Raw genomic sequence first — 18049 nt, 5'->3', positions numbered from 1 at the left:
AAGCAGTATGAATAACGCACTGGGACTGGTTGAAACAAAAGGGCTCGTCGGCGCTATTGAAGCCGCTGATGCCATGGTGAAATCCGCAAACGTGCAGTTGGTTGGTTACGAAAAAATCGGCTCAGGCCTTATCACCGTTATGGTTCGCGGCGATGTCGGCGCAGTGAAAGCTGCCGTAGATGCAGGAAGCGCTGCAGCAAGCGCCGTTGGCGAGGTGAAATCCTGCCACGTTATCCCACGTCCGCACAGCGACGTTGAAGCCATTTTACCTAAATCCGCATAAGTCGTTGCAACCAAGGAGCACAGCGTGAAGCAATCACTGGGATTACTTGAAGTTAGTGGTCTGGCATTAGCCATCAGTTGCGCGGACGTCATGGCGAAAGCCGCCTCCATCACGCTGGTGGGCCTCGAAAAAACCAACGGTTCAGGCTGGATGGTGATCAAGATAATCGGGGATGTGGCCTCCGTCCAGGCGGCCATTTCCACCGGTGTCAGTTTCGCTGACCAGCGAGATGGACTGGTGGCTCACAAAGTCATATCCAGACCAGGGGATGGCATTCTGTCACATAGCGTCACCCCGGAGTCTGAGCCAGCGCCCGCCCCGACACCGGTCGTACCACATGAAGAGATGCCTGAGGACCATGCAGCGCCCGAAGCGCCACAAGATGCAGAGTTGATTAGCTGCAATCTGTGTCTTGACCCTGCCTGCCCCCGTCAAAAGGGCGAGCCGCGCTCTCTTTGTCTGCACTCAGGCAAACGAGGTGAAGCGTGATGGATAAACAGCAACTGGAGACAACGGTCACCAAAGTTCTGGATGAAATGCGTGAGCGCCCTATTCCGCTAGGGATCTCTAATCGTCATATTCATCTATGCGCTGAAGATTACGACCGCTTGTTTCCCAATCACCCTATTAGTGAGAAAAAAGAGCTGCTGCAGCCCGGACAATATGCAGCAGACCAGACCGTCACGCTGGTGGGACCAAAAGGTCAGTTAAAAAATGTGCGCTTACTCGGCCCACTGCGTAGCACCAGTCAGGTCGAAATTTCTCGTACCGACGCTCGTACGTTGGGAATTGCTGCTCCACTACGGATGTCAGGCAGCATCGAGGGCACGCCAGGCGTTCGCCTTATCAGTCCATTTGCTGAACTGGACTTAGCATCCGGGGTAATCGTCGCCCAACGCCATATCCATATGTCGCCGCTCGATGCCCTAATCCTGCGCGTTTCCCATGGCGATAAAGTCTCTGTTGCTATTAATGGCGATGAACGTCGACTGATTTTCGATAACGTCGCCGTACGCGTTTCGCCGGATATGCGCCTTGAGATGCATATCGATACCGACGAAGCCAATGCTGCGGGCGCTGATAATCCGCAGGCATTTGCCACACTGGTGAGCCCACGATGAACAACGAACTGCTGCAACGCATTATCGAGGAGGTTGTTTCCCGATTAAAAAAACGCGCGGAAAGCACGCTCTCTCTTAGCGTCGCGCAGTTACGGGAAATCGAACCACGGACATTGTGCTGCCAGTACTCGTCGCTCCACCTCCTGCAGGCGGACCTGCCATTGCTGGAGCAAATTGCCGAGGGCTGCGCGGACAACATGTCGGTGGTAACGATCCACGAAGCGCTGGCATGCGGAGTCCGCGTGAAAATTTCACTACAACACCGATTGTTACCCGCAATCCCCGTTAGAAAACTCGCGCGTCTGCCGCTGGAGTTCAGTGACGAGCTGGGACGAATCATCGTTTTGCATCCTGACAAACTTCTCAGCTATGCCGACGTCGCCCAACTGAAGGGGGGCGTTCTGGTGCTACGTCGTCGATGTGTCGTGACGGCTCTGGCTCAGGACGCCGTCGGTACGCGAAATGTCCAATTAATTAAGCAGGAGTGAGCTATGCATCTGGCACGGGTTACAGGCGTTGTGGTTTCCACGCAAAAATCCCCATCACTGGTGGGGAAGAAACTGTTGCTGGTACGTCGGGTGAGTGCGGACGGAGAGCTTCCCGCGTCCCCTGTGAGTGGAGATGAAGTCGCGGTTGATTCTGTCGGCGCTGGAACTGGAGAACTGGTATTACTCAGCAGTGGCTCCAGCGCCAGATACGTTTTTTCCGGCCCTAATGAGGCCATCGATCTGGCTATCGTCGGCATTGTCGACACGCTTTCTCGTTAGGAGGAACTATGGCGATTTATACCCGCACTGGCGATGCCGGCACAACGGCCCTCTTTACCGGGCAACGCGTGAGCAAAACGCACCCGCGCGTCGAGGCTTACGGTACGCTGGACGAACTTAATGCGGCGCTTAGCCTGTGTGTTTGCGCAGCGAAAAACCCGCAGCACCGCCAGTTACTCGAAAACATTCAACTGCAGCTTTTTTGGTTCAGCGCCGAGCTGGCAAGCGAAAGCGAACAGCCAGCGCCAGAGCAGCGCTACATCAGCTCAGAAGAAATTGCCGCGCTGGAAGCCGCCATTGATACCGCGATGGGGAGAGTGCCCCCCCTACGCAGCTTTATTTTACCTGGCCGCAGCGAAGCCGCCAGCCGTCTGCACTTTGCCCGCACGCTGGCCCGCCGCGCAGAGAGGCGACTGGTCGAACTCTCCACCGAGATTTCCGTCAGACACGTGCTGATGCGTTATATCAATCGCCTGTCCGACTGCTTATATGCGCTTGCACGAGCAGAAGATCATGACGCCCATCAAAACAACATTATTCAGAAAGTGGCGGAGCGTTATCTCGCAGCCATCCGTACATCAGCTACCAGGGAGCCGGCTATGTCTCTGTCTTTTCAGGAACTCCACCAACTCACTCGCGCTGCGGTAACGAGAGCAGAAGAACTTCAGGTTCCGGTCGTCATCAGCATTGTTGATGCGAATGGGACCCAAACGGTGACCTGGCGCATGCCTGACGCATTACTCGTCAGTAGCGAACTGGCACCGAAAAAAGCCTGGACCGCCGTGGCAATGAAAACCGCCACGCATGAGCTGACATCGGCAGTGCAGCCAGGCGCCGCGCTTTACGGTCTGGAAAGCCATATGCAGGGAAAAGTCGTCACCTTCGGTGGCGGGTACGCATTATGGCGTGAGGGGTTACTCCTTGGGGGTCTTGGCATCAGCGGGGGAAGCGTTGAGCAGGATATGGACATTGCAGAAACGGCCATTGCGGCAATTAACGTGAGAACACATCAATGAACACTTCAGAACTTGAAACCCTTATTCGTAACATTTTGAGTGAGCAACTTGCACCGGCAAAAGCAGAAGTTAAGGGTAATGGAATTTTTCCGTCCGTTAGCGAAGCGATCGATGCCGCTCATCAGGCTTTTCTGCGTTATCAGCAATGTCCATTGAAAACCCGCAGCGCCATCATTAACGCCCTGCGAGAAGAACTGACGCCTCACCTTGCTTCATTGGCTGCTGAAAGCGCTGCCGAAACGGGAATGGGCAACAAAGAGGATAAGTTCCTTAAAAATAAAGCTGCGTTGGACAATACCCCGGGTATCGAAGATCTCACCACCACGGCGCTTACCGGCGACGGCGGCATGGTGTTATTCGAGTATTCACCCTTTGGCGTGATTGGTTCCGTCGCCCCCAGCACCAACCCGACGGAAACCATTATTAACAACAGCATCAGTATGCTGGCTGCGGGAAATAGCGTTTATTTTAGCCCACATCCAGGTGCAAAAGCGGTCTCACTGAAGCTGATTACCATGATTGAAGATATTGCTTTTCGCTGCTGCGGGATTCGGAATCTTGTCGTCACGGTCACAGAACCCACTTTTGAGGCTACCCAGCAGATGATGGCGCACCCTAAAATCGCAGTTCTGGCGATTACCGGTGGTCCAGGCATTGTTGCTATGGGCATGAAAAGCGGGAAAAAAGTCATTGGCGCAGGCGCAGGCAATCCTCCCTGCATTGTTGATGAAACAGCCGACCTGGTTAAGGCGGCGGAAGATATCATCAATGGCGCATCCTTTGATTACAACCTCCCCTGCATTGCTGAGAAGAGCCTGATTGTTGTTGATGCCGTTGCCGAACGACTGGTTCAACAAATGCAGTCTTTTGGCGCGATGCGACTCAATAGCGAAGAGATAGACAAACTGCGCGCAGTTTGTCTGCCAGAAGGAATAGCCAATAAACAACTGGTAGGGAAAAGCCCGGCAACCTTACTGGAAGCCGCGGGAATACCGGTTCCGGCAAAAGCACCTCGATTACTGATAGGTATCGTCAAGGCTGACGACCCATGGGTTACCAGCGAGCAACTGATGCCAATGCTCCCCATCGTAACGGTGAGCGATTTTGACAGCGCGTTAACGTTGGCCCTGAAGGTTGAAGAGGGATTGCATCACACCGCCATTATGCATTCGCAAAATGTGTCACGTCTGAACCTTGCCGCGCGCACGCTTCAGACCTCCATTTTTGTGAAAAATGGCCCCTCTTATGCTGGGATTGGCGTTGGTGGTGAAGGCTTTACCACCTTCACCATCGCAACGCCGACCGGTGAAGGAACGACATCTGCGCGCACTTTCGCACGCTCTCGTCGTTGCGTGCTGACAAACGGTTTTTCTATTCGCTAATGGGGCCGTTATGAAAAGCTTTTCACTGCAAACTCGATTGTACAGCGGCCAGGGAAGCCTGGATGTGCTTAAGCGCTTCACGAATAAGCATATCTGGATTATCTGCGATGGTTTTCTCGCGCGTTCTCCCCTGATTGAAAAGCTGCGCGACGCGCTGCCAGCGGATAACCGCATCAGCATTTTCAGCGATATCACCCCCGATCCCACCATTAGCACGGTAGTACAAGGGATTGCGCAAATGCAGTCCCTACGACCGGACGTCGTCATTGGTTTTGGCGGTGGATCTGCACTGGACGCCGCAAAAGCCATCGTCTGGTTCAGCCGACAGTTCGGTATTGAGATTGAAACCTGCGTTGCAATTCCCACCACCAGCGGCACGGGATCGGAGGTGACCAGCGCCTGCGTGATTAGCGATCCGGATAAAGGCATTAAGTATCCATTATTTAATAATGCGCTTTATCCGGACATGGCCATCCTTGATCCGACGCTGGTCGTCAGCGTTCCACCAGCCATAACAGCGAATACCGGCATGGACGTATTAACGCATGCGCTGGAGGCTTACGTATCCACGAAAGCCAGCGACTTCACCGATGCGCTGGCTGAAAAAGCGGCACAAATTGTCTTCCAGTACCTGCCTGTCGCCGTCAGCAAAGGCGACTGCCTGGCAACCAGAGGAAAAATGCACAACGCGTCAACGCTCGCGGGAATGGCATTCAGTCAGGCTGGTCTGGGTATCAATCATGCGATTGCCCATCAGTTGGGCGGCCAGTTTCATCTGCCCCACGGACTTGCCAATGCGCTGCTGCTGACCCATGTCATTCATTTTAATGCCCGCGATCCGCGGGCCGCGAAGCGCTACGCCCGTTTCGCTAAAGCCTGCCACCTATGCCCGGATAACGCGAACGATACGGCGGCACTGAATGCGCTAATTCGTCATATAGAGCTACTCAAAAAACAGTGTGCGTTACCTTCTTTTGCTGACGCGCTTAAAGACGGAAAGCAAGCCTGGTCACAACGTATACCGTCGATGGTTCAGGCCGCGCTGGCTGATGTCACGCTGCAAACCAATCCTCGTGTTGCCGACGCCAGCGCCATGCAGGAACTGCTTGAGGAATTATTATGAAGACAGCCATGACGGCAGAGTCCACGCTTTATGATGCGCAGACAATTCGCGAACGCGTTCGCGCAGCGGGTGTTGTCGGGGCCGGAGGCGCGGGCTTTCCAGCTCACGTAAAATTACAGGCGCAGGTCGATACGTTTCTGGTCAATGCGGCAGAATGTGAGCCGATGCTGAAAGTTGACCAGCAATTGATGGCCGTTCAGGCTGAGCGACTTATCCGCGGCGTTCAATATGCCATGACGGCTACCGGGGCCAGGGCCGGTATTATTGCGCTCAAAGAGAAATATCAAAAGGCTATCAATGCGTTAACGCCCCTTCTGCCTGCCGGGATCCGCTTACATATTTTGCCTGATGTCTACCCGGCTGGTGACGAGGTTTTGACCATCTGGATGGCGACGGGCCGGAGAGTTCCGCCTGCCGCGTTGCCGGTCAGCGTCGGCGTGGTGGTCAATAACGTCCAGACTGTACTCAACATCGCCAGAGCCGTTGAGCAGCAATACCCGGTTACGCGCCGTACCCTGACCGTTAATGGCGCGGTCGCCAGACCAATCACTCTTACCGTCCCTATCGGAATGTCTTTACATGAGGTTCTGGCGTTGGCCGGTGGTGCTACCGTTGACGATCCCGGTTTTATTAACGGTGGTCCGATGATGGGCGGCCTGATTACCTCACTGGATACCCCAGTCAGCAAGACCACCGGGGGACTGCTGGTTTTACCAAAGTCTCATGCGTTGATTCAGCGGCGGATGCAGGATGAACGCACCGTGCTTTCCGTCGCAAAAACCGTTTGCGAGCAGTGTCGTTTGTGTACGGATTTGTGCCCAAGACATTTGATCGGCCATAAATTATCACCGCACCTGCTGGTTCGCGCGGTTAATTATCAGCAGGCGGCCACACCGCAGTTACTGCTCACGGCCCTGACCTGTTCAGAATGCAATGTATGTGAAAGCGTAGCCTGTCCGGTTGGGATTTCACCGATGCGAATCAACCGCATGCTTAAACGCGAGCTACGGGCGCTCAACCATCGTTATGAAGGGCCGTTAAATCCTGAGGATGAAATGGCGAAGTATCGGCTTATTCCGGTGAAGCGCCTTATTACCAAACTGGGCCTTAGCGACTGGTATCACGATGCGCCACTGGCTGAGACTGATTATCCCACGGATAAAACGACGCTGTTGCTACGCCAGCATATTGGTGCCAGCGCGATCCCATGTGTACAGCAGGGCGAACACGTTGTTCGCGGTCAATGCGTTGCCGATGTGCCGTCCGGTGCATTAGGCGCACCTGTCCACGCCAGTATTGACGGTATTGTCAGCGAAATTACTGAGCAATCCATCACGGTAATAAGAGGTTAATCATGTCTCAGGCTATAGGGATTTTAGAACTCACCAGCATTGCCAAAGGAATGGAAGCTGGCGATGCCATGTTAAAAAGCGCGAATGTTAATTTACTGGTCAGCAAGACCATCTGCCCGGGTAAATTTCTGCTCATGCTCGGTGGTGACGTAGGCGCAGTACAACAGGCGATCGCCACCGGAACTTCTCTTGCTGGCGATATGCTCGTTGATAGTCTGGTACTACCCAACATTCACGCCAGCGTACTTCCTGCGATCAGTGGACTTAACAGCGTGGATAAGCGTCAGGCCGTGGGCATTGTTGAAACATGGAGCGTTGCGGCCTGCATCTGTGCCGCCGACCGTGCGGTTAAAGCCTCCAATGTCACGCTGGTACGCGTCCATATGGCATTTGGTATTGGCGGCAAGTGCTACATGGTTGTCGCTGGCGATGTGTCTGATGTGAATAACGCAGTGACAGTTGCCAGTGAAAGTGCAGGTGAAAAAGGTCTGTTGGTTTACCGTTCGGTCATCCCTCGTCCGCATGAAAGCATGTGGCGACAGATGGTGGAGGGATAATGGAAAGACAACCCACCACGGATCGTATGATTCAGGAATATGTTCCTGGCAAGCAGGTTACGCTGGCGCATCTTATCGCTAATCCGGGTAAAGATTTGTTCAAGAAACTGGGATTACCAGAGTCGGTTTCCGCAATCGGTATTCTGACGATTACCCCCAGCGAAGCCTCAATCATCGCCTGTGATATCGCCACGAAATCCGGGGCGGTAGAGATTGGTTTTCTCGACCGTTTTACCGGCGCAGTGGTGCTGACGGGCGATGTTTCCGCCGTTGAGTACGCGCTGAAACAGGTAACCCGGACGCTGGGCGAAATGATGCGTTTTACCGCCTGTCCCATCACCCGGACATAATCTCATGAAACGCATAATGCTAATTGGCCCCAGCCAGTGCGGTAAAACGTCACTCACGCAGTGCATGCGGGGAGAGGCGCTTCACTATCAGAAGACCCAGGCCATTGTCTGGTCTCCCACAACGATAGACACACCGGGTGAGTATCTCGAAAACCGCTGCCTGTACAGCGCGCTGCTGGCCAGCGCCTGTGAAGCAGACATCATCGCGCTGGTTCTCAATGCTGACGCGCCGTGGTCACCTTTTTCTCCAGGTTTTACTGGTCCGATGAACCGACCCGTTATCGGCCTCGTCACCAAAGCCGATTTAGCCAGCCCGCAGCGTATTTCTCTCGTGGAGAGTTGGCTAGTTCAGGCTGGCGCGCAACAAGTATTTGTCACCAGCGCGCTGGAGAATACCGGGGTCGATGAGATGTTCATTTTTCTGAATGCAAAGGAACCTTCATGTCTCACAAAATAATGGCCATTAATGCAGGCAGTTCCTCGCTTAAGTTTCAGCTTCTGGCGATGCCGCAGGGTGAAATGATTTGCCAGGGACTGATCGAACGTATCGGTATGTCTGATGCGCAGGTCACCCTAAAAGCACCAGCGCAAAAATGGCAGGAGACTTTGCCCGTAGCCGATCACCGTGAAGCAGTAACGCTGCTACTGGAAAAACTGCTCAGCCACAATATTATCAGCAGTCTGGAAGAGATCGACGGCGTTGGCCATCGCGTCGCACACGGTGGAGAATCCTTCAAAGATTCCGCACGAGTAACCGATGAAACGCTGGCGGAAATCGAACGCCTTGCGGAACTGGCACCGCTTCATAACCCGGTTAATGCGTTGGGGATTGCGGTATTTCGCCAGCTACTGCCGAAAACGCCAGCCGTTGCGGTTTTTGACACGGCTTTTCATCAGACCCTTGATGAGCCGTCTTTCATCTATCCCCTGCCCTGGCGCTACTACTCAGAGCTCGGTATTCGTCGTTATGGTTTTCATGGTACCAGCCACAAGTATGTCAGCGCTCAACTTGCTGAAAAGCTGGGCGTGCCGCTCAGCGCCCTGCGGGTTGTTTGTTGTCATCTGGGCAACGGCAGCAGCATCTGCGCTATCAAAGGCGGACACTCGGTAAATACCTCCATGGGTTTTACGCCGCAGTCTGGCGTAATGATGGGCACGCGAAGTGGCGATATTGATCCATCCATTCTGCCGTGGATTGCCCTGCGTGAAGGAAAAACCGCGCAGCAGCTCAACCAATTGCTCAACAATGAGTCCGGATTACTCGGAGTTTCTGGTGTTTCACCCGACTACCGGGATGTTGAACATGCCGCAGATACGGGCAATCACCAGGCAGCACTGGCATTGACGCTTTTTGCCGAGCGGATTCGCGCCACTATTGGCAGCTATATTATGCAGATGGGCGGTCTGGATGCGCTGGTGTTTACCGGGGGAATTGGTGAAAATTCAGCGCGTGCTCGCGCCGCGATTTGCCACAACCTGAATTTCTTAGGTCTGGCCGTTGATGAAGAAAAAAATCAGCGTAACGCCACCTTTATTCAGACGGAAAATGCGGTAGTTAAAGTGGCGGTGATTAATACCAATGAAGAGCTGATGATAGCCCAGGACGTTATGCGTTTAGCGATATCAGAAACTGTGACATTGGGCATTCCCGCCTGATATTGCCGCACCGCAAATTGCGGCAAATCATGGTAATAGCGCGATCGCCATGACACTATGCCCCGAGGATTGCTGAACACAAAGGTGAAGACGTGGCTGTTGCGCAATGTCCCGCATCGTGCGGAGAACTTATCCAGGGCTGGATTCTGGGCAGTGAGAAACTGGTCTCCTGCCCAGTCGAATGGTATAGCACCGTTGAGGTTACTTCAGGCTCACCGCTGACAGATGAACGTCCACTTTCTCGGGCAATGGTTGACAGGTTATTACAGCACTGGCAGTACCCGGCGCATCTCAGTCAGGATATCCGGATAGATGTTCAATCAACCATTCCCATCGCGAAAGGAATGGCCAGCAGCACTGCGGATATTGCCGCCACGGCCATCGCCGCGGCGCATTATCTGGGCCATCAGCTGGACGAGCCAACACTGGCACAGCTTTGCGTTTCGCTGGAGCCGACCGACAGCACCGTTTTTCGTAAGCTTACTCTTTTCGATCATAACAACGCCTCCACGCAAATTGGTTGTGAAGCTCAGCCTCAACTCGATCTGCTGGTTCTCGAAAGCCCTGAAACATTGCGTACCGCGGATTATCACCGTATTCCACGTCATTCCGGCTTGCAGGCGGGAGCTGCGGCCCTCCAACGGGCATGGGAAAAAGTACAGGAAGCCTGTATTAGCCAAAATCCTTACCGGTTGGGAGAAGCGGCTACGCTTAGCGCAATCGCCAGCCAACTGCTGTTACCAAAGCCAGATTTTGATTCACTATTAGCACTGGTGGAAGAATGTGATTTATACGGCGTCAACGTCGCGCACAGCGGCAGCGTAGTCGGACTGATGCTGGACAGAAATCGTCATGATGTGGATTACATTAAATGGATGCTGACGCAGAAAAAACTTACGATTCACTGGCCAGAACAGCATTTGTTACGCATGGTAACGGGCGGGGTCGAACTGCAATAAGGGTCGCCGCACGGCAGCGACCCGGACAAGCATAAAATCGTTACTCGGCTTTCGCTTCGCCGTTTTTCACTTCGCCCATGGCTTTCAGCTTTTTAGAGATATCGCGGCGTTCTTTAGAGATCTCGGCGTTTTTGATGATGTAGTCATCAACACGATCTTCATAATCGCTTTTCATGCTGGCAATGATGCCCTGAATCGCTTCCACGCTCATACCAGGCTTGATGTAGTCGCTCAGGTTGTCCAACAGCAGAACGCGTTTCTGGTTGTCACGGATCTTTTTCTCAACGTCCTGGATTTCACGTTGCAGTTTGTTTTTACGACGGAACAGACGAACAAATTCCAGCACGTCCTGGAAAGAAGGCTTGGTAGTTTCCATTTTTACACCCCTGATAATGTGAGATTCGGATTCGTTAAAACAACGGCTAAAGTGGGTCAACATTACTTTCATGCCCGCCATACTTCAAGTTGCATCTGCATCGACAATGCATGGTTGAAACCTGAGTTATCGAGGGTAAAGCCATTGCAGTTACCAATGGTTTTAGCCTTTTTCAGTATCATACCTCTAATCTTTGCTGAATCGAAGCAGCAGTAGAACCAATCCCCTCATCTGCTCTTTATTTGCGCAGTGCGCGACAGATTAAATGTGACAGTAACTCCAGCTGTCGAGCCATCTCCATGTTCAACCAAACGTAGCCGTGAATGGGCGTTTCTGCGACATTATCGCCTTTATGCTCAGCAATAAGCTGACGCAGCTCTGCCACGGTGTCATTGAGCTTTTCCGTATTGGCAAGCACCGGCTGCGGATTACCTTCATACAAGGCGTGGGTTATTGTCAGTAGTGCCTGCTGGGTCCTGAGCTGAGTTTCACGCAGCGTATGCGCATTCAACATGACAAAGTGGCTGGTACGGCTGGCCCACAGCGCATTAATTTGCAGCTCGAGCATGCAGACCAGATTGCGATTCACCGTCTGAATAGCCTCAAAGATCGATTTTTGAATACGGGTTTCCTTGCTGGCAGGAGCGATGAGCCCACGCATTTTGACAACGTCGCTCAACAGTTGTTGTAAATGCTTCTCCAGCCGCGGTTGCTCGAGCAGATTGGGGGATAGCGCGGCCTGATACACCCGATTGTACCCCGTGACACAATGCGCCAGTTGGATACGCCAGTGTATAAATGCCCGCTGCGGCCAGATGCCGGTAAACAGCATCGCCAATAACGACCCCAGAATAACATCACCGCCGCGCCATAACGCGGTATTCATATCTCCGGCAGGCGCACCCACGACCACGGCAAGCGTTATGCCAATCAGCAGCGCCTGATACGGCCTTTTACCCAGCGCCAGCCAGCCGCAGAGAAACATCGCTACCGCGCACCATATCAGCATTAACGGCAGCGAGAAGAGTTCCAGACGCAGGGCAACCAGTCCCAGGACCGAGCCCAGGATCGTGCCGCCTATACGTTCAAAGGCCCTGGGAACAACGTTACCCCAAAAAGATATTGGCCCCATGATCACCACCAGCGTGATCAGAGGCCATGTACCTTCGGGAATGTTTAACAGGCGTACCAACAGAAAAGTAAGGAGAAACGCCAGCGCAATGCGAATACCATGCACCACACGATAATGACGATACAAACGAATTTCAAAAGGACTCAGCGATTTGTCTGCACGCACTCATGCACTCCGTCAGGGAATAGCAAAGAAGCGAATTGTACCTGTTTTTAGCGTGAAAAGATCATCCTGATTTACACCCCAAACAGTTACTTCGTCTGCACTGGCACGTACATTTCAATGTCCCAGTAACCGTCCTCCATGCCATTGTTCATATAAACTTCAAAGCAGGGTTTAGCGGCTATCGCATAAGTCGTATCCTGCAACAGGCGCTCGAAGAACTGATACCAAGGCTTCGCAAAATCGTGATTCTCAACGCGCGCAACGGCGACAGCATAGTCGCCACCCGCCAGTTCGGTGAGGATCACCCCTTCGCTGTTTTCCTGGATTTCAAAACCTTCAGGCACAGAAACCACGGTATCACAGCGCAGTTTTTCCGCAGGAACAACATCAGGGTTGTCGTAATAAACAGCAATCCATTCCAACGGCACAATCTGTTTTCCGTCGACCCACTTCATTAATTGCTCAAACCCCTGCTTCACCGTTTGTTCCCACGGTCCAACCATATGGAAACCGGCAATCATGCGTTTATCGACCAGCTTTATCTCGTACTCCATACAACCTCCACCGTTACACTGTATTTATATACAGTGTAATTTCTGGCTATGTCGGCCACAAGGAAATAGTGATTATTATGTGAGCAGATTCGCACTCTTGCCAGTCAGACGCATCAGGAAAAACTACGCCTTGTGGTGGAAATAGTCGCTCAGGCGCGAGAAAACGCCGCCTTCGCCGACGGATTCCAGCGTAACCAGAGGCCAATGTGCCACCAGCTTATCCCGATCGTAGAGTTCAATCTCCCCCACACGTTGATGCGCAGCGATGGGAGCAACCAGCTCTTTCTTATCAAGGACATATTTTGCTTTGATGTTAGGGACTTCTGCTTTAGGCAGGGCCATCCAGAAATCCTGCTCGGTTCCGAGGCTGATTTTTTCTTTATCGCCATACCAGATCCGTTCAGTGCCAACCTGCTTACCGCTACGCAAAACCTGCACTGTATCGAAGTTGTGTTGCCCCCATTGCAGCAGTTTACGTGCCTGATCTTCGCGCCCTTTAGCACTCTCCGCGCCCATCACCACCGCAATCAGGCGGCGCTGACCATCGACGGCGGAAGCAATCAGGTTAAACCCGGCACCGGACGTATGCCCTGTCTTCAGGCCATCTACGTTCATGGTTTTATCCCACAACAAGCCGTTACGGTTTTGCTGTGTGATGCCGTTCCAGGTAAGGCTTTTCTCACTGTACATATGGTAGAAATCCGGTTCCCCGTGGATGATAGCGCGGGACAGCACGGCCAGGTCGTACGCGGAGCTATGCTGACCCGGCGCATCCAGACCATGTACCGTTTCAAAATGGGTGTCCTGCAGGTTCAGTTTTTGCGCATAGTTGTTCATCATCGCGACAAACTGCGGCTGCCCTCCGGCGATGTAATCCGCCAGTGCCACGCAGGCATCATTACCGGAATCAACAATTAACCCACGGCTGAGGTCACGTACCGAAACGCGATCCCCTTCTTTCAGGAACATCAAGGATGAACCGACAAATACCGGATTATCTTTTGCCCAGGCATCGCGCCCGACGGTCACAATATCTGTCGGACTAATACGCTTGCTGTCAATTGCGCGATCGACAACATAGCCAGTCATCAGTTTCGTCAGGCTGGCAGGATTGCGCTGCTGGTGTTCATTACCGGCTGTCAGGATTTGGCCCGTGGTGTAATCCATTAACACCCATGCCCCGGCAGTAATCGCAGGAGGTTGTGGGGCGAAGCTCACGGCATCGCTCGCCCAGGCGGGCGAAAAACTCATCGTTAATAGTGAAGCGGCAATAAACAAACGGCGTTTCAACAGCATGTCCTCAGGAAAGGGAGAAATAGCCGTTCTTTTTACGGAAGTTCTGTCGAAGAAACATGGATAAATTGCAAGAAAATGTGACATAAGGCACATTTTCTTGCTATTAGGAAAGGGTTTCAGAGACAAATCTCGCCGGAACTACCCTTTACGCGGCGCGGTCTCTGCGTGATGACTGCGATGGCGGTGATAACCATCGATCATACTGCGAAAAATTTGCCCTGGCGTGTCACCCAGCGTGCACAGGTAAATATGCGCGCAGATGAACAGTAAGCCCACAATCGCTAACGCCATATGCAGCACCAGCATCACCGGCCCCGCCCCTACCACCTGTGGGTAGAGACATAGCAACCCGGTGATGATCAGTAGTGGAACCAGTGCGTACATGATGGCCAGGTAGGCCAGCTGTTGCAGCGGGTTAAATTTGTCCTCTGCCGTTGCGGCAAACGGGTGCGGCTCACCTTTCATAATGCCATACAGATAAAAGCGTGTTTGCAGCAGGCAGCGTGATATCAACCCGCTAAATTTCACGCGATAATGGCAGCCGTTGCCGCTGGTTGCGTTTATTAACACAAAGCCAATCCAGAAGGCCAGCAATGCGAAGCCACACCAAGTATGTACCTGCACCATTAAGGCCACCGGTCCGACAGAAAAGTGGCCAAACAGGCCGCTCAGCAGAAGCAGGATAAAGAGCAGCGCATTACCCCAGTGCCAGCGGCGGACCGCCAGCGAATAGAGGTAGTCCCGATGCTCTTCCCCGGTTGCCGTTTTGGGCGCCAGCATCCGACGTAACAGCGCGTGCGTTACCAGGCCCGCAATCATCAGCACAATAATAACGCCTGCATAAATGAGCCACAGCGGCCAGTAGTCCGGCGCATAGTTAAGCTCTGCTCCCCAGATAGAATTCATACATTACCCTCCTGATGGATCTCTTTACGCCGATAGACACTTACCGGACCGCTACGCGTATCCTGCTGGCGATAAACCTCTTTTTGATTAATCCAGTGCTGAATTTCCGGGTCATCGCGACGTCCAAACTTCAGCGCATCCGTCGGACAAACGGAAACGCAGGCTGGCGATTGTCCGACCTCCAGGCGAGTATCGGCGCAGAAGTTACATTTGTCGGCAATCCCCGTTTGTGGGTTGAGGTAGCGGACATGGAACGGGCAAGCGGCGACGCAGTAGTCACAACCAATACAGCGAGACTTATCCACTTGCACAATGCCATTTTCGTCACGAAATGAAGCGCCGGTAGGACAGACGCTGACGCACGGCGCATCTTCACAATGCTGACAGGAAACGCGAACAAACTGGAAGTGGGACAGCACCTCGGGTTCATGTTCGGGTGAACGGATCTGCACTTGTAGGCGACTAAATCCCTCCGGCACGTCATTCAGTACCTTGCAGGCAACCGTACACGCCTGACAGCCAATACAGCGTTTCTCGTCATGCAGCATGACATAAGGGTTTGTTGATTGATTCATGATGTTCTCCTTTCTCATGCCCGACGAAGCGTGACGCCAGCGGTGTGCACCACCGTACCGGAAACCGGACTGGTAACATGCGGAAGCAAATTACCGCAGTGAATACCGTGCGTCGTCGCCGCGGTTTTGGCTCCCGCCTTGGCGCCAAATCCCATATAAACGAACAGCGTATCGGGTCGTATTCCGGCAGTAACCAGCGCTTTGCCTTTTTCCTTACCGGTCGCATTTTCCAGCCAAATCTCATCGCCGTTTTTGATGCCTTTTTCACGGGCCGTTTGTGGGTGGATCCACACCGCGTTATCCCACATCAGCTCACTCAGCAGCGGTACATATTGCGTCGCGCCGTTGGTATGCACCGCCACTTTTCCCTGAATAAAATAGAGTTCATTGTCGCCTTTGAGGGCAAAATTGCGGGCGCGCGGAATACCGTAGCCAGGCAAAAGTGCTTCCAGCTCTTCAGAGTAGAGTTCAATTTTTCCAGACGGGGATTTAAAGCGCAGTTGCTCGCCATAGGTACCGTCGCCGTCAACCGCCACCGCGCCCGGATAACGCGCCACAAACTGACGCACTGCTTCAGGTTCCCGCAGCAGAAGCGGAACACCCCACTCCCGATATCCTTTCTGACGCAGTTCAGCGGACAGCGCATGATCACCATTAAGCTGGTACAGCTGCCGCGTCTGCATATCCTGCCAGGGGTAGAACTGCCCAAGGCCTAACTGCACGGCCAGCTCTTTCCAGATTTGCCAGCTCGGACGCGCATCCCCAATCGGCTCTACAACCTGCTGGCGCAGGGCATAGGCCGGATTCAGGCCCGACATGTCAGAGACTTCTTCATCGCGTTCAAGGTAGGTGCATTCGGGTAACAGATAATCGGCATATGCCGCGCTTTCGCTTAAATAGACATCGCAACTGACCACCAGATCGAGTTGTTCGACGGTTTTGACCAGATCAGGCCGACAGGTCACGGTTTGGAAAGGATTGTGGCGGGACATAATCCATCCCTTCACCGGATACGGCGTCTGGTTTAACACGGCATCGATGATGCTTTGCACCACGCCGCCGCCCGCCGCGATGTACTTGAATTGTGGGGCAACCAAATCGATGCGCTGCGCCGTTGGCTTGGGCAATTTGGCATCAGGTTTTGCCAGCACCGGAGCGACCTTCTCTCCGGCCAGCTTATTGTAGGTCGCCGCGGCTTTTTTCTGGTACAAGCCGCCTTCACGCTCAATATTTCCCAGCAGCGCATTGAGGGTGAAAATCATACGCCGCATATCAATTTCTTCTTGCGAAAACGTCGCGCGATGGCCAGGGCTGACGATAGCATGAGGCGCACAGGCGGCCATTTCGCGGGTGACCCGAACAATAACATCGGCAGGCACATCAGCCTGCTTTTGCGCCCATTCCGGCGTGGTCTCTTGTACCGCTTCTGCCAGTTGGTCAAACCCTGTGGTGTAGCGCGCAACGAAGTCCGCGTCATACAGATGTTCATTAATCATGACGTGACACATGGCCATTAACACCGGCAAGTCGCCGCCCGGCTTGAGCGCATGCCATTCATCCGCCTTGCTGGAGAAAACTGACAAACGGGGATCGAAGCTGACCATTTTTGCGCCCTTTTCCTGCGCGGTCATCAGTTCATGCGTTTCGGCAACCTCAATACCTTCATAGAGATTGTGGCCAAAAGAGACCATATAACGGGTATTGGCGATATCCATAGCCAAATCGCCGCCCATCATCACTTTGGCGGCAATCGATTTTCCGGCAGGGCATGTCGACGCATGCGTAAAGGTGTTTGGCGATCCAAACGCCGTTGCCAGCTGAAATAAATGACCCGAAAGCGAACCGGATTTGGAAGAGAATACGACCCCCTGAGGGCCATGCTGCGCTTTTATTGCCGTCATTTTTTCGGCAATTTCTTTGTAAGCCTGTTCCCAACTAATAACCTGCCATTCTCCGCTCCCGCGAGGCCCTGTGCGTTTCATGGGTTTGACAATACGGTGCGGGTCGTTGACCAGGCTAACACCACTGCCTCCGCGCGCGCAGACACGCGTGCCTTGTTGAGGCGCATTAGGGTTCCCCTGAATAAAAACCGTCTTGTTATTAATTACCTGTGCCTGTATTGGACAACGATAAGAACACATTTCGCACAAGCTTGGCGTCAGAGATGTTTTCCCCTTAATGCTCTCTGGAGAATTTCGCGCCAGTGCGCCTGGCGGAAAACTGCCTATCGCACAGGCTGAGCAACCGATACCCACTCCTCGCAAAAAATTACGCCGACTAATGCTCATATAACCTCCTGTTATTAGATATATCCAATTATTATATGGTGTTTAAATTATTAATTTTTAACCTCACTCACATTTCATTAGAATATAGAGCAGCTAACCGCCAAAATAAAAACCCATTGTTTATAAAAGAATTTTAAAATTTCCAGAACACAACAAATCAGCACCAAATAACAATAATGGTTCTCATTTAT

21 protein-coding genes are annotated in these 18049 nt (G+C 53.0%); 14 read left to right on the top strand and 7 right to left on the bottom strand.

What is annotated here, in order from left to right; genetic code table 11:
* The first annotated feature begins 7 nt into the window (after positions 1–7).
* The 14 genes from pduJ (at position 8) to GFC06_RS13155 (ending at position 10566) form a co-directional block, all read left to right on the top strand.
* Positions 8–283, top strand: coding sequence for a propanediol utilization microcompartment protein PduJ (pduJ, locus tag GFC06_RS13220; protein ID WP_001057752.1), 276 nt, complete (start codon positions 8–10; stop codon positions 281–283).
* Between the two features lie 24 nt (positions 284–307).
* Positions 308–772, top strand: a complete 465-nt coding sequence (locus tag GFC06_RS13215; protein ID WP_094761565.1) for a BMC domain-containing protein — start codon at positions 308–310, stop codon at positions 770–772.
* On the top strand, positions 772–1404 hold the full coding sequence (locus tag GFC06_RS13210) for a phosphate propanoyltransferase (RefSeq protein ID WP_016153533.1): 633 nt from the start codon (positions 772–774) through the stop codon (positions 1402–1404). Before GFC06_RS13215 ends, GFC06_RS13210 begins: the two co-directional genes overlap by 1 nt.
* On the top strand, positions 1401–1892 hold the full coding sequence (pduM, locus tag GFC06_RS13205; RefSeq protein ID WP_049040282.1) for a microcompartment protein PduM: 492 nt from the start codon (positions 1401–1403) through the stop codon (positions 1890–1892). Before GFC06_RS13210 ends, pduM begins: the two co-directional genes overlap by 4 nt.
* Positions 1893–1895: 3 nt before the next feature.
* Positions 1896–2171: a EutN/CcmL family microcompartment protein gene (locus GFC06_RS13200; protein WP_153690247.1), complete on the top strand. Its 276-nt coding sequence runs from the start codon at positions 1896–1898 to the stop codon at positions 2169–2171.
* A gap of 8 nt (positions 2172–2179) precedes the next feature.
* Entirely contained in the window at positions 2180–3187 is a 1008-nt protein-coding gene (gene pduO / locus GFC06_RS13195; RefSeq protein ID WP_016153535.1) for a two-domain cob(I)yrinic acid a,c-diamide adenosyltransferase PduO, read from the top strand.
* A complete protein-coding gene (gene pduP, locus GFC06_RS13190; RefSeq protein WP_047415486.1) occupies positions 3184–4569 on the top strand; it encodes a CoA-acylating propionaldehyde dehydrogenase PduP in 1386 nt (461 codons plus the stop codon). The genes pduO and pduP overlap by 4 nt, the downstream gene beginning before the upstream one ends.
* 10 nt (positions 4570–4579) lie before the next feature.
* A complete protein-coding gene (locus GFC06_RS13185; protein WP_016156879.1) occupies positions 4580–5692 on the top strand; it encodes a 1-propanol dehydrogenase PduQ in 1113 nt (370 codons plus the stop codon).
* On the top strand, positions 5689–7044 hold the full coding sequence (gene pduS / locus GFC06_RS13180; protein ID WP_153690246.1) for a cobalamin reductase PduS: 1356 nt from the start codon (positions 5689–5691) through the stop codon (positions 7042–7044). Before GFC06_RS13185 ends, pduS begins: the two co-directional genes overlap by 4 nt.
* A 2-nt stretch (positions 7045–7046) precedes the next feature.
* On the top strand, positions 7047–7601 hold the full coding sequence (pduT, locus tag GFC06_RS13175; RefSeq protein ID WP_003030201.1) for a propanediol utilization microcompartment protein PduT: 555 nt from the start codon (positions 7047–7049) through the stop codon (positions 7599–7601).
* Positions 7601–7951, top strand: coding sequence for a propanediol utilization microcompartment protein PduU (gene pduU, locus GFC06_RS13170; protein WP_016156881.1), 351 nt, complete (start codon positions 7601–7603; stop codon positions 7949–7951). Before pduT ends, pduU begins: the two co-directional genes overlap by 1 nt.
* Before the next feature lie 4 nt (positions 7952–7955).
* Entirely contained in the window at positions 7956–8408 is a 453-nt protein-coding gene (pduV, locus tag GFC06_RS13165) for a propanediol utilization protein PduV (RefSeq protein WP_046275682.1), read from the top strand.
* Positions 8393–9607 carry an acetate/propionate family kinase gene (locus GFC06_RS13160; RefSeq protein ID WP_153690245.1) on the top strand — a complete coding sequence of 405 codons (1215 nt, stop codon included), beginning with the start codon at positions 8393–8395 and terminating at the stop codon, positions 9605–9607. The genes pduV and GFC06_RS13160 overlap by 16 nt, the downstream gene beginning before the upstream one ends.
* A 92-nt stretch (positions 9608–9699) precedes the next feature.
* Positions 9700–10566 (top strand): GHMP family kinase ATP-binding protein, encoded by an 867-nt coding sequence (locus tag GFC06_RS13155; protein WP_046275680.1) that lies wholly within the window; start codon positions 9700–9702, stop codon positions 10564–10566.
* A gap of 40 nt (positions 10567–10606) precedes the next feature.
* Here GFC06_RS13155 and GFC06_RS13150 read toward each other — a convergent pair whose 3' ends face one another.
* From GFC06_RS13150 to phsA, 7 genes are all read right to left on the bottom strand, one after another.
* A complete protein-coding gene (locus GFC06_RS13150) occupies positions 10607–10942 on the bottom strand; it encodes a DUF496 family protein (protein WP_003834176.1) in 336 nt (111 codons plus the stop codon).
* 238 nt (positions 10943–11180) lie between these two features.
* Positions 11181–12239, bottom strand: coding sequence for an FUSC family protein (locus tag GFC06_RS13145; RefSeq protein WP_016156885.1), 1059 nt, complete (start codon positions 12237–12239; stop codon positions 11181–11183).
* Positions 12240–12325: 86 nt separating this feature from the next.
* Positions 12326–12793, bottom strand: coding sequence for a DNA gyrase inhibitor SbmC (gene sbmC / locus GFC06_RS13140; RefSeq protein WP_049281922.1), 468 nt, complete (start codon positions 12791–12793; stop codon positions 12326–12328).
* 123 nt (positions 12794–12916) lie between these two features.
* Positions 12917–14089 (bottom strand): serine-type D-Ala-D-Ala carboxypeptidase DacD, encoded by a 1173-nt coding sequence (gene dacD / locus GFC06_RS13135; RefSeq protein ID WP_032931656.1) that lies wholly within the window; start codon positions 14087–14089, stop codon positions 12917–12919.
* 138 nt (positions 14090–14227) lie between these two features.
* A complete protein-coding gene (phsC, locus tag GFC06_RS13130) occupies positions 14228–14995 on the bottom strand; it encodes a thiosulfate reductase cytochrome B subunit (protein ID WP_032319018.1) in 768 nt (255 codons plus the stop codon).
* Positions 14992–15570 carry a thiosulfate reductase electron transport protein PhsB gene (gene phsB, locus GFC06_RS13125; RefSeq protein ID WP_016153548.1) on the bottom strand — a complete coding sequence of 193 codons (579 nt, stop codon included), beginning with the start codon at positions 15568–15570 and terminating at the stop codon, positions 14992–14994. The genes phsC and phsB overlap by 4 nt, the downstream gene beginning before the upstream one ends.
* Before the next feature lie 14 nt (positions 15571–15584).
* Positions 15585–17858: a thiosulfate reductase PhsA gene (gene phsA / locus GFC06_RS13120; RefSeq protein WP_153690244.1), complete on the bottom strand. Its 2274-nt coding sequence runs from the start codon at positions 17856–17858 to the stop codon at positions 15585–15587.
* Positions 17859–18049: the final 191 nt, after the last annotated feature.

This window comes from Citrobacter braakii (assembly GCF_009648935.1).
Classification (GTDB): Bacteria; Pseudomonadota; Gammaproteobacteria; order Enterobacterales; family Enterobacteriaceae; genus Citrobacter; species Citrobacter braakii.
Note: the sequence above shows the minus strand (reverse complement) of the source record. Positions and strands in the feature narration are given on the sequence as shown.

Excerpts from the sequence above, each read along its gene's own strand:
- pduJ (WP_001057752.1), top strand. The coding sequence starts at position 8 with ATGAATAACGCACTGGGACTGGTTGAAACAAAAGGGCTCGTCGGCGCT.
- GFC06_RS13210 (WP_016153533.1), top strand. The coding sequence starts at position 772 with ATGGATAAACAGCAACTGGAGACAACGGTCACCAAAGTTCTGGATGAA.
- dacD (WP_032931656.1), bottom strand. The coding sequence starts at position 14,089 with ATGCTGTTGAAACGCCGTTTGTTTATTGCCGCTTCACTATTAACGATG.
- GFC06_RS13160 (WP_153690245.1), top strand. The coding sequence starts at position 8,393 with ATGTCTCACAAAATAATGGCCATTAATGCAGGCAGTTCCTCGCTTAAG.
- pduT (WP_003030201.1), top strand. The coding sequence starts at position 7,047 with ATGTCTCAGGCTATAGGGATTTTAGAACTCACCAGCATTGCCAAAGGA.
- phsA (WP_153690244.1), bottom strand. The coding sequence starts at position 17,858 with ATGAGCATTAGTCGGCGTAATTTTTTGCGAGGAGTGGGTATCGGTTGC.
- GFC06_RS13150 (WP_003834176.1), bottom strand. The coding sequence starts at position 10,942 with ATGGAAACTACCAAGCCTTCTTTCCAGGACGTGCTGGAATTTGTTCGT.
- pduM (WP_049040282.1), top strand. The coding sequence starts at position 1,401 with ATGAACAACGAACTGCTGCAACGCATTATCGAGGAGGTTGTTTCCCGA.
- pduU (WP_016156881.1), top strand. The coding sequence starts at position 7,601 with ATGGAAAGACAACCCACCACGGATCGTATGATTCAGGAATATGTTCCT.
- phsC (WP_032319018.1), bottom strand. The coding sequence starts at position 14,995 with ATGAATTCTATCTGGGGAGCAGAGCTTAACTATGCGCCGGACTACTGG.
- GFC06_RS13185 (WP_016156879.1), top strand. The coding sequence starts at position 4,580 with ATGAAAAGCTTTTCACTGCAAACTCGATTGTACAGCGGCCAGGGAAGC.
- GFC06_RS13200 (WP_153690247.1), top strand. The coding sequence starts at position 1,896 with ATGCATCTGGCACGGGTTACAGGCGTTGTGGTTTCCACGCAAAAATCC.
- pduO (WP_016153535.1), top strand. The coding sequence starts at position 2,180 with ATGGCGATTTATACCCGCACTGGCGATGCCGGCACAACGGCCCTCTTT.
- phsB (WP_016153548.1), bottom strand. The coding sequence starts at position 15,570 with ATGAATCAATCAACAAACCCTTATGTCATGCTGCATGACGAGAAACGC.
- pduP (WP_047415486.1), top strand. The coding sequence starts at position 3,184 with ATGAACACTTCAGAACTTGAAACCCTTATTCGTAACATTTTGAGTGAG.
- sbmC (WP_049281922.1), bottom strand. The coding sequence starts at position 12,793 with ATGGAGTACGAGATAAAGCTGGTCGATAAACGCATGATTGCCGGTTTC.
- pduV (WP_046275682.1), top strand. The coding sequence starts at position 7,956 with ATGAAACGCATAATGCTAATTGGCCCCAGCCAGTGCGGTAAAACGTCA.
- pduS (WP_153690246.1), top strand. The coding sequence starts at position 5,689 with ATGAAGACAGCCATGACGGCAGAGTCCACGCTTTATGATGCGCAGACA.